This is a genomic window from Dietzia maris, assembly GCF_036287335.1.
GTDB lineage: Bacteria > Actinomycetota > Actinomycetes > Mycobacteriales > Mycobacteriaceae > Dietzia > Dietzia cinnamea.
This window is the reverse complement of record NZ_CP143053.1, coordinates 1,638,103-1,651,182: the sequence shown is the minus strand read 5'-3', so window position 1 is coordinate 1,651,182 and position 13,080 is coordinate 1,638,103. Positions and strand designations below refer to the sequence as shown.

Annotated in this window: 13 protein-coding genes; 8 read left to right on the top strand and 5 right to left on the bottom strand. The window is 72.3% G+C overall.

Going from position 1 to position 13,080, the window contains the following annotated elements:
• Positions 1 to 38 precede the first annotated feature (38 nt).
• The 3 genes from VYL96_RS07565 to VYL96_RS17280 are packed head-to-tail and all read left to right on the top strand — an operon-like array spanning position 39 to position 2,737.
• Complete coding sequence (locus VYL96_RS07565; protein WP_131886327.1) at positions 39 to 1,523, top strand: L-lactate permease; 1,485 nt, start codon at positions 39 to 41, stop codon at positions 1,521 to 1,523.
• 54 nt (positions 1,524 to 1,577) lie between these two features.
• On the top strand, positions 1,578 to 1,931 hold the full coding sequence (locus VYL96_RS07560; protein WP_061229553.1) for a cupin domain-containing protein: 354 nt from the start codon (positions 1,578 to 1,580) through the stop codon (positions 1,929 to 1,931).
• 59 nt (positions 1,932 to 1,990) lie between these two features.
• Complete coding sequence (locus VYL96_RS17280; protein ID WP_407935075.1) at positions 1,991 to 2,737, top strand: GNAT family N-acetyltransferase; 747 nt, start codon at positions 1,991 to 1,993, stop codon at positions 2,735 to 2,737.
• Positions 2,738 to 2,769: 32 nt separating this feature from the next.
• Here VYL96_RS17280 and VYL96_RS07545 read toward each other — a convergent pair whose 3' ends face one another.
• Positions 2,770 to 3,537 (bottom strand): thioesterase family protein, encoded by a 768-nt coding sequence (locus tag VYL96_RS07545; protein ID WP_131886326.1) that lies wholly within the window; start codon positions 3,535 to 3,537, stop codon positions 2,770 to 2,772.
• Between the two features lie 64 nt (positions 3,538 to 3,601).
• Here VYL96_RS07545 and VYL96_RS07540 point away from each other — a divergent pair, with 64 nt between their 5' ends.
• Entirely contained in the window at positions 3,602 to 4,084 is a 483-nt protein-coding gene (locus tag VYL96_RS07540) for a MaoC family dehydratase (protein WP_131886325.1), read from the top strand.
• 25 nt (positions 4,085 to 4,109) lie between these two features.
• Here VYL96_RS07540 and VYL96_RS07535 read toward each other — a convergent pair whose 3' ends face one another.
• Both VYL96_RS07535 and VYL96_RS07530 read right to left on the bottom strand, forming a co-directional pair.
• Complete coding sequence (locus tag VYL96_RS07535) at positions 4,110 to 4,589, bottom strand: nitroreductase family deazaflavin-dependent oxidoreductase (RefSeq protein ID WP_131886324.1); 480 nt, start codon at positions 4,587 to 4,589, stop codon at positions 4,110 to 4,112.
• Between the two features lie 10 nt (positions 4,590 to 4,599).
• On the bottom strand, positions 4,600 to 5,940 hold the full coding sequence (locus VYL96_RS07530; protein WP_131886323.1) for a class I SAM-dependent methyltransferase: 1,341 nt from the start codon (positions 5,938 to 5,940) through the stop codon (positions 4,600 to 4,602).
• Positions 5,941 to 6,192: 252 nt separating this feature from the next.
• Between VYL96_RS07530 and VYL96_RS07525 the strand changes: the two genes are divergently transcribed.
• Positions 6,193 to 7,617, top strand: a complete 1,425-nt coding sequence (locus VYL96_RS07525) for an NAD(P)/FAD-dependent oxidoreductase (RefSeq protein ID WP_131886322.1) — start codon at positions 6,193 to 6,195, stop codon at positions 7,615 to 7,617.
• Positions 7,618 to 7,725: 108 nt separating this feature from the next.
• Here the strand turns inward: VYL96_RS07525 and VYL96_RS07520 are convergent, their stop codons facing one another.
• Positions 7,726 to 8,142 (bottom strand): PaaI family thioesterase, encoded by a 417-nt coding sequence (locus VYL96_RS07520; protein WP_131886321.1) that lies wholly within the window; start codon positions 8,140 to 8,142, stop codon positions 7,726 to 7,728.
• A gap of 92 nt (positions 8,143 to 8,234) precedes the next feature.
• On the bottom strand, positions 8,235 to 8,999 hold the full coding sequence (locus VYL96_RS07515) for a hypothetical protein (RefSeq protein WP_070720339.1): 765 nt from the start codon (positions 8,997 to 8,999) through the stop codon (positions 8,235 to 8,237).
• Positions 9,000 to 9,299: 300 nt separating this feature from the next.
• Between VYL96_RS07515 and gndA the strand changes: the two genes are divergently transcribed.
• The 3 genes from gndA to VYL96_RS07500 all read left to right on the top strand — a co-directional run bounded on the left by gndA (position 9,300) and on the right by VYL96_RS07500 (position 13,077).
• Complete coding sequence (gndA, locus tag VYL96_RS07510; protein WP_007628763.1) at positions 9,300 to 10,772, top strand: NADP-dependent phosphogluconate dehydrogenase; 1,473 nt, start codon at positions 9,300 to 9,302, stop codon at positions 10,770 to 10,772.
• Between the two features lie 71 nt (positions 10,773 to 10,843).
• The gene (locus tag VYL96_RS07505) at positions 10,844 to 12,148 is read left to right on the top strand and encodes a DEAD/DEAH box helicase (RefSeq protein ID WP_329439866.1); all 1,305 of its coding nucleotides are present in this window, start codon (positions 10,844 to 10,846) and stop codon (positions 12,146 to 12,148) included.
• A complete protein-coding gene (locus VYL96_RS07500) occupies positions 12,145 to 13,077 on the top strand; it encodes a hypothetical protein (protein WP_243699778.1) in 933 nt (310 codons plus the stop codon). Before VYL96_RS07505 ends, VYL96_RS07500 begins: the two co-directional genes overlap by 4 nt.
• Positions 13,078 to 13,080: the final 3 nt, after the last annotated feature.

Here is a 13,080-nt window from a genome sequence, read left to right as displayed (position 1 = left end):
CGGCGACCCCGGCCACCCGCGCGGGTAGGTTGAGAGCGATGAGCGAGCTCGTGTCGACCGGCGTCGCCGTCGCCCCGGTCGTCGTGGTCCTGGCCCTGTTGGCTCTCCGGGTCCCCTCGCTGGTGGCGGGAACCGCGGGGCTGGTCGCCGCCCTGGTGGGGGCGGTCACCGTCTTCCGGCCCGACGACGACGAGGTCGCCACCGCGGCCGTCCAGCTGGGGCCGACGGTGCTCGAGGTCGCACTGATCCTCCTCGGCGGCGTCCTGTTGGCCACGGCCCTGTCGGCCACCGGGAGCAGGGACCACATCGCCAGGTGGCTGGAGCGGATCGGCTCGGGCGGTGACCGGGTGCCCGCGATCCTGCTGCTGGTGTTCGGCCTCACGCCGTTCATGGAGTCGGTCACCGGTTTCGGGCTGGGCGTGGTCATCACCGCGCCGCTGCTGGTGCGGATGGGCCTGTCGCCGGTGAAGGCGGTCGTCGTGGGGCTGCTCGGACTGGTTCTGGTCCCGTGGGGCTCACTCGGCCCCGGCACCCTCGTCGCCGCGGAGCTGGGCGGTCAGGACGTCGACGCGCTCGGATACTGGTCCGCGCTACTCAGCCTCCCGGTCTTCGTCGTGAGCATGATGACCGTCCTCGTCGTCGTCACCGGCCGGGTCCACGCGACCACCGGGGCGCCGGACACCCCACGGTGGCCCGCCCTCACCCGACCCCCCGCGCGCCACGCCGCACTGGGCGCGGCCGTCGTGGTCACCCAGTGGGCCGTCCTCGTCGCGTCCAACGCGTTGGTCGGCGTGGCGCCGTCGGGCATCATCGCCTCGGCGGCCGTCATCGCCCTCCTGCTGGCGGTGGCGCGGGTGCGGCACGGCGCGCTGCCCGCGGTGACCGACGGGCTCGTGCGGGCGCTCGTCCCCTTCGCCGTCCTGCTCGCGGGGATCCTCGGCACCACCGCCGCGCTCGCGCTCGCCGGCGCCCCGGCCGGAACGAGCTGGCTCACCTCCCCCGCCCTTTGGGTCCTCGTCGCCGCCCTCGTCGCGCTGCGTGTGTACACCACACCCGGCCCGGGCATCACGCGCCTGCTCCGGACAGCGCTGGCGACGTGGGTCCCCGTGGCCGGCAACGCGATCGTGTTCATGGCCATCGGCATCGTCATGGCCACCGCCGGCACGGCCGCCCATCTCGCCGAGCTCGCCACCGGACTCGGTGCGGCGGCCGTGGCGCTGACCCCCGCGGTGGGTGCGCTCGGCGGCTACCTCACCGGCACCAACACCGGCGCCGCCGCCATGTTCTCCGCGGCCACCACCGCGACCGCCACCGGCCTCGGCGCCGACGGGCTCGTCGCGCTCGCCGGCCAGAACGTCGGCGGCTCCTTCGCGATCATCGTTTCTCCCCCGCGCGTGGCCCTCGCCGTCGGCGTCGTCCTGGCCGGCCGCACCCGGCTCCCCGCCCGCGCCACCCGCACGCTGGCCACCGCTGTGGTCACGGCGACGATCGTGCTGTGCGCGGTCGTCGCCGTCCTGACGTAGGGTTCGGGGCACGTGACCCGCAAGGCCGCGACACGAGAGGCAGTGAGTTCCACCATGAACCATGTGACCGAGACCGCCGACCGCATCCTCGACAAGGCCAAGGAGTCCAAGCACGGTCGCCACGCCGAGCTCCTCGTCCACGAGGGCCCGCTGCGTCAGGCGCTCCTCGCCCTCACCGAGGGCACCGAGCTCGAGGAGCACAACTCTCCCCCGGCCGCGAGCCTGTACCTGCTGCAGGGCGCCGTCCGCGTGACCGGTGACGGCACCACCGACATCGCCGCCGGCGAGCTTCACACGCTCACCCACCACCGGCACTCCGTCACCGCGCTCGCCGACTCCGTGTTCCTGCTGACGACGGTCACCAGCATCCCCGGTCAGGGAAGTTACGACACCGAACCCGTCGACTGACGGGCGCGCGCGGCGGTCGTGACCCTGACCGCGGCGACACGCTCGTCGTGGATTCCCCGATGGGACGCGTGAGCGTGCGGTTCGTGCCCCGCAACGAGCTGGGCGTACTGGACCACGAGGTCACGTTGTCCGACGGGACCGTCACCTACAACCCGCTGCGGGTCCTGCCGCACCCCGAGGGTGCGGAGGTGGTGTTCACGCTGCGCGGGGTCGACGACGACGAGTTCGAGCGGGACGCCGCGATGGTGGCCGAGGATCTGGCGCGCCTCCGGGCCGTCTTCGAGGGCCCGCTCCCCACCGGGGCGCCGCCTCGGACCGCCTCGGCCATCGCCGAGCCGGGTGTACGCCTGGCCACGCCGGCGGACGCAGGGTCGCTCGGGCGGATGCTGCACGAGTTCAACACCGAGTTCGAGTCCGCGACCCCCACCGCCGACGAGGCCGCCCGGCGGTTCGGGGACCTCCTCGCGCGCGACGACGTCCTCGCCGTCGTCGCCTCTCCCGGCTCGTCGGACGCTCCCACCGACGTCGGCTTCGCGCTGCTCACGCTGCGCCCGACGCCCTACTCGGACCACCCACTCGCGCAGCTCGAGGAGCTCTACGTCCGGCCGAACCTCCGTGGGCGCGGCGTCGGGGCCGCGATCATCACCCGCTCGTTGTTCGAGGTGGTCGCGCGACGCTGCGAGGAGATGCTGATCAACGTCGACGCCGACGACCTGGGCGCACGGCGCTTCTACGAACGCCACGGGTTCACCGACCGCGATCCGGATAGCGGATCGGGGATGCGCTGCTACCTGCGACAGTTGTAGAGCGGCGCCCGGGTTGGACGGCCGCCGGCCCTCTACGGCCGTACTGTCAACGACTGGGACACGGTCCCGACAGGGCCGTTCTCGTCATGGATCACGCTCGCGGTGAGCCCCAGGCCGCCGGGACCGAAGGTCACGCGGGTGTCGAAGCCCAGCCACTCCCCCGCGGGCGAGCGCACGAGGTGCGCGGTGAGGTCGATGTTGGGGAAGGTGACGACGGCCGGGTCCGCGCGGATCGCCATCCCGTTGGCGATATCGACGAGCGCCGTCATCCGCGCGAGCGGGCTGACCTCCTCCGCCGCGAGCAGAGGGACGTCGGTGCGCACCCAGTACCGTGCCCGGCCCGGCCCGCTCGACTCCCGCTGCACGCGGGCGGAGGCGAGGTACCCACCGCCCCACACGGAGGTGGGATCCCACGGCTCCATCTCCTCGGGCGGCGGGAGGGGGTCGAAGGCGTCGCCGGCGATCGCCCCGGTGTCGCGCGGCTGCTGCAGCCACGCGCGCAGCCGGATGCCGGTGCGGTCGCCGTGTGAATAGGTCGCCTCCACCAGTTCGATCGTGCGCCCGGGTCGGATCACCTCCACCTCGACGTCCACCGCGTCCATGGGCACCACACCCAACAGCTCGTAGGTCAGGCGGGAGAGGACCATCGGATCGTCGCGTCGTCCGGCCAGGTCGAGCTCCACGGCGTGGACCAGCAGACCCAACGCGGGTCCGATGTGCTGCGTGGACGCGTCCCAGGCGCCGCTCACATGATCGGTGGGCCGGAAACTCCCCGGATCGAGCCTCTCGAAGTACGCCATCCCCGTCCTCCAGTCGGTGAGTGGTGATTAACTGGGGAGCGTACACAGAACAGCGGGAGGCAGCATGCAGGACGAGACGTTCGACGAGTTCACCACCCCTATCGACGACCGCTACCTCGAGGACTACACCGAAGGTCACCGGTACCGTTTCGGCGAGGAGTCGGTCGACGCCGGGGAGATCATGGAGTTCGCGCGGCGATACGACCCGCAGAGCATCCACACCGACCCGGACGCCGCGGCCGCCGGCCCGTTCGGCGGCCTCATCGCGAGCGGCTGGCAGACCGCCGCGCTCATGATGCGCCTGTTCGCGGACAACTACCTCACCAGCGTGGCGAGCCTCGCCTCCCCGGGGATCGACGAGCTGCGGTGGGTGCGGCCCCTGCGCCCCGGTGACCGGCTGACCCTGCTGTGCGAGACCACGGGTGTCCGCCCGTCGCGCACCAAGCCGGACCGCGGGGTGCTGACGACCGACGTGACCCTGGTCAACCAGGACGGCGACCCGGTCCTCACCGCGACCGCGATGAACATGGTGGCCCGCAGGCCCTGACCCGCCCGACCCGCCGAGGGAACCGCTAGAGCCTCGGGGTGAAGTGGAAGATCGGCAGCGTCCGCGTGGTGCGGCGGGCGTAGATCTCGTAGTTCGGCCACACCCGCACCGCCGCGGCCCACGCCGACGCCCGCTCGTCGTCGGGCAGCTCGCGCACGTCCACGACGAGCCGCGCGCCGTAGACCGAGATCTCGACCTCCCCCTCGCCGGCGGCGCGCAGATTGTGGACCCAGGCCGGAGTCGTCTGACCGCCCCAGTTGGAGCCCACGACCACGAGGCCGTTGTCCCAGGAGGCACACAGCAGGGGCGTGCTGCGCGGCTCCGCGCTCCTGCGCCCGGGCACGTGGAGCGTGAGCGTGGGCAGCGCGGCCAGCCGGAGCAGCGGGACACGACCACGCGAGACCCGGCTCAGCCACCGGTCCAGAGTGACGACGAGGTGGGAGTTCTCGCGCGTCGCGTCCTGCCGACCGAACCAGATCGCGAGCGGGGTGAGGAGGTTTCCCATGCCGATGACCTTAGGTCGTACCCCGTCCGTCGCGGTGCGACACCGCGCTCTCCGCGGTCGCCAGCACCTGCACCGACTCGGTCCATCCCGTGCGCAACCCCGCCTCCAACACCGCGAGGTGGAACGCCCACATCCGTCTGTAGACGGCGTCGAAGCCCAGGGCGGCGGCGTCGCGGCCGCGCTGGGCGAAGGTCTCGGACCAGAGCCGGACCGTCTCCGCGTGGTGGGCGGTCGTCTCTACCCGCCCCCGCAGTGTCAGCCTCGGCGCCCGCTCGATCGCGTCGACCAGCTCCGACCACGCGACCGGAGGCCCCGCCTCGGAGACGTACCTCGACTCCCACGCCGCGAGCTCCACCACGGCGGGGTTGGGACGGCCCGGCGCGACGGTCGTGTGGATCACGAGCCGCCCCCCCGCACCGAGGAGCCGGTCCGCCACGCCGATCACCTCGTCGTGCCCGGCGCGGCCGGCGGTCGTGCCGGGCTCCGCCGCGACGACGGCGTCGACCGTCCCGGCGGCATCGGACGGGGCGCCGAGGAACAGGGAGATCTCCTCGTCCAGCCCCGCCGCGGCGAACCTCGACCCCAGCGCCGACAACCTCTCGGTAGACGCCGTCATCGTGCGCACGTGAGCCCCGCGCTCCGCGGCGCGCATGGGCAGCTCGCCCCACCCGGGCGTCGCCACGATCACGTGGGAGCCGTCCTCCACCCCCGCCAACGTCAGCATCGTGTCGGCCGACCGACGCTGGGCGTCCCCCAGATCGGCCCGCCGGGGGGCCGGCGACGGCGCCTCCAGGTGGACCACGTCGGTCCCGCCCGCCAGGCGGGTCCGGGTCCGGGCACCGGACGCGAAGACGGCGCCCGACGTCGACATCGTCTCGTCCGTGTACAACGAGGTCAGTGCGCCGGGCACGGAATCCTCCAGCTCCACCGTGACGGGACCGCCCCGCCGCCGCCCACCGCCGACGGGGCCGCGACCGTCACGTCCGTAAGCCCGCTCTCCCGGGTGGGCGCAGTCGGCGTTCGCTGCGATCCACGGGGCCAGCGTCGCGATGGCGGCGCACAGGTCGGGCGTGGTCCAGTCCCCGGCCATGAACGACTCGCCGAGCCCGACCACCCCGCCCACCGCCAGCCGCGCCCAGAAGTGCTCCGGCTCGCGTAGGACCACCCGAACCGGGGCGTCGTACTCCCCCGCCGCCGACGCGTCGGGGTAGTCGATCCGCAGGCCGAGCTCGCGCGCCGAGCGCCGCAGGGCCTGGGCGATGAGGACCGGCGGCTGGCCCGGCACCCCGGACGGCGGGGCGAGCGCGGGCCAGCGCTCGATGTCGACGGCCTGGGGTTCGACTCTGACCACCGGTGTCCCTCCTTGTGGGGCTCGCGTCACAGGGACGCTACCGCCGACCGGCCGTCCCCCCGCTCAGGCGCGGCGGCGACCCTCCGGCTCGGCTCGACGGGGGCCCGCGCACCCGCGCGCCGCGCCTCTCCGTGTGCACGGTGTCGGACGGCGCACTATCCTGGGGACTCGTGCCCGGCGGTAGATTCGCGGGCCCCAGACCGACGAGGCCAACGAGCCCCTCACCACAGACCAGCCTCATCAGGAGCCGCCATGACCGAGCCCGCAATCGACCAGGTCACCGCCACCGCACCGGCCGGCCGCCGGCACCGCGTCGTCATCGTCGGCTCCGGCTTCGGCGGTCTCTTCGCCGCCCAACAGCTCGACAAGGCCGACGTCGACGTGACGTTGGTCGCCAGAACGGGCCACCACCTGTTCCAGCCGCTGCTCTACCAGGTGGCCACCGGCATCCTCTCCGTGGGCGAGATCGCCCCGCCGACCCGCCTCATCCTGCGGGACCAGAAGAACGCCACGGTTGTCCTCGGTGACGTCGACACGATCGACGTGGCGGCCAAGAAGCTCCACGCCTCGGCCGGCCACATCAACTTCGATCTCGAGTACGACAGCCTCATCGTCGCCGCGGGCGCCAATCAGTCCTACTTCGGTAACGACCACTTCGAGCGGTGGGCGCCCGGCATGAAGACGGTCGACGACGCGCTGGAGTTGCGCAGCCGCATCCTCGGCTGCTTCGAGCAGGCCGAGGTGATCGACGACGAGGAGGAGCGCCGTCGCCTACTGACCTTCGTCATCGTCGGCGCCGGACCCACCGGTGTCGAGATGGCCGGCCAGGTGGCCGAGCTCGCCCAGCACACCCTCCGGGGCAGCTTCCGCCGCATCGACCCGGCCTCCGCCCGCGTCATCCTCCTCGATGCCGCGCCCGCGGTGCTGCCACCGTTCGGCGACAACCTCGGCAACGCCGCGCGCGCCCGCCTGGAGAAGATGGGCGTCGAGATCCAGCTCAACGCGATGGTCACCGACGTCGACTACCAGGGCATCGAGGTCAAGGACCCCGACGGCTCCGTGCGTCGCATCGACGCCTCGTGCAAGATCTGGTCCGCCGGCGTCAAGGCCAGCCCCCTGGGCAAGCAGCTCGCCGACCAGACGGCCGCCGAGATCGACCGCGCCGGACGCGTGCTGGTCAACAAGGACCTCTCACTGCCGGGCCACCCGGAGATCTTCGTGGTGGGCGACATGATGAGCCTCGACAACCTGCCCGGTGTCGCGCAGGTCGCCATCCAGGGTGGCAAGTACGCGGCCAAGCAGATCATCGCAGAGGTCGAGAAGGGCCGGACCCCGGCGGAGCGGAAGCCGTTCAAGTACTTCGACAAGGGCTCCATGGCCACGGTGTCGCGCTACAGCGCGGTGGTGAAGATGGGCCCGATCGAGATCTCGGGTTTCATCGCCTGGGTCATGTGGCTCGTCGTGCACCTCGCCTACCTGATCGGTTTCAAGAACCGCATCACGACGATGTTCTCGTGGGGGATGCACATGGGCGGCGATCACCGCTCGCAGCTGACCTCGACGAAGCAGTGGGTCTACGCGCGCCAGGCCCTCGAGCAGGTGGCCGCCGACGACGCCGCCCAGCGGTCCGCTGATCGGTCGCGGGAGGAACAGTCCGCTTCCGCCTCGGTCGACTGAGGGCCGTTCAACCGGGGTCGACGACGAGGAACGCGCCCGGCGGGCAGGTCGCCGCCGGGCGCGTCGCCGTCTCAGAGCCGTCTCGGAGCCGGTCCGGACCTGCCCCGGTTACTGCAGGTTCGCCAGTCGCACCTGACCCACCGCGGCCGTGCGCCCCTGGTCGTCGGTGATCTCGACCCGCCAGAGCTGTTGGGAGCGGCCCCGGTGCACGGGGGTCCCGGTCGCCGTGAGGGTCCCCTCGGTGACGGCGCGGAGGAAGTCGGTCGAGTTGTTGACCCCGACGACCTTGCCCTCTCCGCCCAGCCACACCGCGCCGGCCACACTCGCGACCTCTTCCACGATCGCGCAATAGACGCCGCCGTGGACGATGCCGTACGGCTGGTGCAGGTGCGGCTCCACGGCCACCGTCACGACCACCTTGTCGGGAGTGACCTCGGCGTACTCGATCCCGATGTTGCCACCGAAGCCGATGCCGGAATGGGCGCGGATCCGCTCGATCACATCACTGTCAGCCGTGTCGGACATCTGACCTCTTCTCCCCGGCCCGGCCGGTCCGGACCACCGGGATCGAACGTTACCCGGGCCGTACTCGTGCGGGATCACTCACGCCTCCCGGATCAGCGGACGGAGCGCCACCCCCGGTCGCGCACGGGGATGGGCCCCGAGCCCGGGGTGCGCGGGAGCCGGCTACGCCGGCGGACGGCCAATCCGGAATCGTGAAGGGCCTGGAGCACCATCTGTCCGCGCCGGTATCCGGTCTCCGGGCTGGTGTCGGCGAACGTCGGCACGATCGTCGCGGCCCCCAGGACACATTCACCGGCCATCGACCAGAGCGTGTCGACACTGCAGTTGCTCACCTCGGCGAGGCCCTCGAACACCGCCGTCAGGGTCGAGCGGGACCGGCAGGCGAGCCATTGTGCGAGCGCCTGTTCACAGGGTAGGACGACGGTGCCGGGTGATCCCGCGGCGGGGTCGTCCGGCAGCACCCGGAGGGTGGTGTCGCGGACGCCGGCCCAGTCGAGGCCCCCCTCGATGTCTGTCCGCACGGCCATGTTCTCAGCGCCGGTGTCCCAGACGCGTCCGATGGTGACGAAGCTGGCGACCGCGCGACCGAGGACACCGTGGGTAAAGGCCTCCGCGACCAGGTACGTCGAGAAGCGGATGTCTCCGGATTCGGTGAAGTGGTCGCGGAACATCTGCTCCACACGGCCACTGTCAACGGCCCGCTCGAGCGGCACCCACCGGCGCCGCGACTGCGTCCCCAGGTCCGCGATCGAGTAGAACTTCGGATAGCCGGCCCGGAGGCCACCGAGCACCTCGACCGTGTCGTCGAACAGCGTGCGTGTCCCCGCCAACTGCGTGGGCAGCAATGAGCCGGTCATGTCTGGTCTTTCCCCTCGTAGAGTCCCCGAACCGGGTCCGGCGCGCCTCCGCGGAGACGTCCGGACCACGGCGATCCGTCCCCCGAATCGTTGTGGTCCAGGTCATCTGGCCCGACCATAAGTGTTACAACACATCGCCGGTTGTTACCAAGAGTTTTTCGGCCGATCGACGAATCCTTGCACTCAGTGCACGTCTGATCTATCAACCACTTCGCTGCCGCCACCCCGCCTCCGGCCCGGCCGATAGCTCGCATCGATGCAGGTCCGATCGCTCGGCGGGCGTCGACTACGCTGAGTCGCATGAGTACTGAACGCGAGGACGCGCAGCCCGCCGCCGGCACTGTCGGCACCGCCGACATCGGAGTGACCGGCCTCGCCGTCATGGGTTCGAACATCGCCCGCAATTTCGCCCGGCACGGTTACACGGTGGCGGTCCACAACCGCTCCGCGGGCAAGACCGACGCCCTGCTCTCGGAGCACGGTGCGGACGGTGACTTCATCCGCACCGAGACGATCGCCGAGTTCGCCGCCGCACTGCGCTCGCCGCGTCGCGCACTCGTGATGGTGCAGGCGGGCGCGCCCACCGACGCGGTGATCGACGCGCTCGCCGACGCGTTCGACGAGGGCGACATCATCATCGACGGCGGCAACTCCCTCTACACGGACACCATCCGTCGCGAGAAGGCCATGGCCGAGCGCGGCATCCGGTTCATCGGCGCGGGCATCTCCGGCGGCGAGGAAGGTGCCCTGGAGGGGCCGTCCATCATGCCGGGCGGGCCAGCGTCCAGCTACGAGGTCGTCGGACCCATGCTCGAGGACATCTCGGCCAAGGTCGACGGCACGCCGTGCTGCACCCACGTCGGCGAGGACGGCTCGGGCCACTTCGTCAAAATGGTGCACAACGGCATCGAGTACTCGGACATGCAGCTGATCGGCGAGGCCTACCACCTCCTCCGCGGCGTGGCGGGGATCGAACCGGCGGCCATGGCCGACGTCTTCCGCGAGTGGAACACCGGTGAGCTCGACTCGTACCTCATCGAGATCACGGCGGAGGTGCTCGCTCAGGTCGACGCCGAGACCGGCGGCCCGCTCGTCGACGTGATCGTCGACCGCGCGGGCCAGAAGGGCACCGGTCGGTGGACGGTGAAGTCCGCCCTCGATCTGGGCGTCCCGGTCACCGGCATCGCCGAGGCCGTCTTCGCCCGCGCGCTGTCGAGCTCCGTCCCCCAGCGGGAGGCCGGGCGCGCCCTGCCCGCCGGCTCGGTGTCGACCCCGACACAGACCGGTCCCGAGTTCGTCGAGGACGTCCGTCGGGCGCTCTACGCGTCCAAGGTCATCGCCTACGCGCAGGGATTCGACCAGATCACGGCGGCCAGCGCGGAGTACGGGTGGGACGTCGCCCGTGGCGACCTCGCCACCATCTGGCGCGGCGGTTGCATCATCCGCGCCACGTTCCTCGACCGGATCCGTGAGGCGTACGCCGCCGACCCGTCGCTGCCCTCCCTGCTCGCGGCGCCGTACTTCGCCGAGGCACTGGCGGACTGCGTGGACAGCTGGCGCCGCGTCGTCGCGACCGCGGTCACCGCGGGCATCCCCGCGCCGGGTTTCTCGGCCGCGCTCGCGTACTACGACGGCCTGCGCACCGAGCGTCTGCCCGCCGCGTTGATCCAGGGTCAGCGCGACTTCTTCGGCGCGCACACCTACCAGCGCACCGACCGTGAGGGCAGCTTCCACACTCTGTGGAGCGGCGATCGTTCGGAGGTCCGGGCCTGAGCGGTTCGCAGCCCGGTGGTCTGGGCCGGCTCCTCGAGGACCTCGGGGTGTCGGTCCCGATCAGACATGCCGTGTCCGCGCTCGTTCCGGGCGAGCCGACACCGGTGCAAGCGGCCGCGCTCGCCGACGCCGTCGGCGGCGAGAGCCTGCTCGCGGTGGCGCCGACCGGCTCCGGCAAGACGCTCGTGTTCGCGATCGGGGTGGTCCACCGCCTCGCGGGGTCACCGAGCCTGCCGGGCCGGCCCCGAGCGGTCGTCGTGGCACCCACCCGCGAACTCGCGGAGCAGAGCGCCGAGGTCCTCGCGGAGGTGGGCGCGGGCGCCGGGCTGCGGGTGGCCTCGTTCGTCGGCGGCCAACCGATCAAGCGGGATCGTCGCGCCCTCGTCGCCCCGGTCGACGTGGCCGTGGGCACGCCGGGTCGCCTGGCCGACCTGGTCCGGTCCCGGGCCGTGTCGCTCACCGACGCGCGGGTGATGGTCCTCGACGAGGCCGACCAGCTCCTGGGGCCCTCGTTCGTCGAACAGACCGAGTCGCTTCTCGCCGCCTGCGCCGGTGCGGGACTCGTGGCGACCACGGCCACCGCCGACTCCGGCGTCGAGGCACGCCTGCGCGAGGCGCGCCCCGGCCTCCGGGTCCACCGCGTCGAGCGCGCGCCCGCGTCGGTACAGCAGGAACCCGGTCCCGGGGTGTCACCGGAGGCCGAGACCGCGGCCGGGGAGACCGGGACGGGGACGACGACGACAACGGGCGCGCCACGTCAGCTGGTCATCCTCTCCACCCCGGATCCTGACGGCGTGGCGGTCGCACTGGCGGCCCGCTGCACGCGGGGACTCTTCTTCGTCCCACGCCGGGACGCAGTCGACGCGCTGCGTGCCGCAATCGCGGACACCGGCGTGCGCGTGGCCGGCGTGAAGGGGTCGGACTCCCCCACCCGGCGCTCGTCCGCGTTCTCCGAGCTGGCCTCGGGTGCCGTCCGTGTCCTGGTGACCACGGACCTCGCGGGCCGGGGGCTCGACATCGTCGACGTCGGCCACGTGGTCCACGTGGGACCGCCGCACTCGACGGACGACCTCGTCCACCGTTCGGGTCGGACCGGTCGCGGCGTCGCGCAGGCCGGCGTCGTCGCCGCCGTCCTCAGACCCTCCCAGGTCGACCGCGTCGCCGATCAGGCGCGGGAGTCGGGGATGTCGGTCGAGACCGTCGACGTCTCCCGGCCGGGCGCCGACGACGCGATCACGCGGGTGTTCGGCCCCGAGCTGATGACGCCGGCGGCCCGGAGAGCCCCCGCCCCACCGGCACGGTCGCGGCGGCCGTCCGAGCCCCCGCGACCCGCGACGTCGCGGGTCCACCGCCCCAAGCGGAAGAAGCGGTCGTGACGTCCGACGTACGCCCACCCGACCCGGTGGTGCTCCCGGAGGAGCTCTGGCGGCGCCGCGAGGAACGCCACCACGCTTGGGTCGACCATCTGACGGCCGAGCACCTGGAACGCCGTCGCCGCGGGGAGCCGCACCCCGTCGTCGATTTCCTCTTCACCTACTACCGCACGAGCGTCGCCACGGTGCGTCGCTGGCACCCGGGGCCCGGCGTGTTGTTGGAGAACGCGCACCGGTCGGAGCGCCGGGAGTGGCGGCACTACCTACGCGCGACGGTCGCCGGTCGTGACGGGCTCGTCGTGGACGCCGACTCGGTGTGGCGTCGCTGCGGAGACCGGGTCTCCCGCGCCCGTGCGGTGGTCGCGGCCACGGCGGGCCGCCGCGGGGCCACGGGGTGCTTCGGCCTGCACGAGTGGGCGATGCTCTATCGTTCCGGCCGCGACGGCGTGCGCCACGGGCAGGTCCCCCTGCGCCTGAGCCACGAGCGGATCGACGAGGTCGTCCGCGGCTCGCGTCTGCAGTGCACGCACTTCGACGCGTTCCGCTTCTTCACCGACGACGCCGTGCCTCTCAACCGGGAGCCGCTCACGCGCGACGGGCAGGTCCGCGACGAGCAGCCGGCGTGCCTCCACGCCGGGATGGACGTCTACGCCCACACGGCGGCCCTCGAGGCCGGCGCACCGGGCGAGCTCCTCCTCGACGCCCTGCGAGCCGCGTTCGACGCCCGCGAGGTGGACATGCGCTCCTCGCCCTACGACCTCTCGGCCTGGGGCCTGACGCCGATACCGGTGGAGACCGCCGAGGGGCGCGCCGAGTTCGTCGCCTTCCAGAAGCAGTGGATCGCGCGCACCCAGGTGCTCCGTTCACGATTTCTGGCCGCGGTCGACCGCGTCGAGCGGCTCGGGGGACGTGTCCCCGCCGGCGCCCGCTGACCG

Coding starts and splice junctions, on each gene's coding strand:
- VYL96_RS07515 (WP_070720339.1), bottom strand. CDS start 8,999: ATGACCGGCTCATTGCTGCCCACGCAGTTGGCGGGGACACGCACGCTG.
- gndA (WP_007628763.1), top strand. CDS start 9,300: ATGAGTACTGAACGCGAGGACGCGCAGCCCGCCGCCGGCACTGTCGGC.
- VYL96_RS07520 (WP_131886321.1), bottom strand. CDS start 8,142: ATGTCCGACACGGCTGACAGTGATGTGATCGAGCGGATCCGCGCCCAT.
- VYL96_RS07545 (WP_131886326.1), bottom strand. CDS start 3,537: ATGGCGTACTTCGAGAGGCTCGATCCGGGGAGTTTCCGGCCCACCGAT.
- VYL96_RS17280 (WP_407935075.1), top strand. CDS start 1,991: ATGGGACGCGTGAGCGTGCGGTTCGTGCCCCGCAACGAGCTGGGCGTA.
- VYL96_RS07535 (WP_131886324.1), bottom strand. CDS start 4,589: ATGGGAAACCTCCTCACCCCGCTCGCGATCTGGTTCGGTCGGCAGGAC.
- VYL96_RS07565 (WP_131886327.1), top strand. CDS start 39: ATGAGCGAGCTCGTGTCGACCGGCGTCGCCGTCGCCCCGGTCGTCGTG.
- VYL96_RS07525 (WP_131886322.1), top strand. CDS start 6,193: ATGACCGAGCCCGCAATCGACCAGGTCACCGCCACCGCACCGGCCGGC.
- VYL96_RS07560 (WP_061229553.1), top strand. CDS start 1,578: ATGAACCATGTGACCGAGACCGCCGACCGCATCCTCGACAAGGCCAAG.
- VYL96_RS07540 (WP_131886325.1), top strand. CDS start 3,602: ATGCAGGACGAGACGTTCGACGAGTTCACCACCCCTATCGACGACCGC.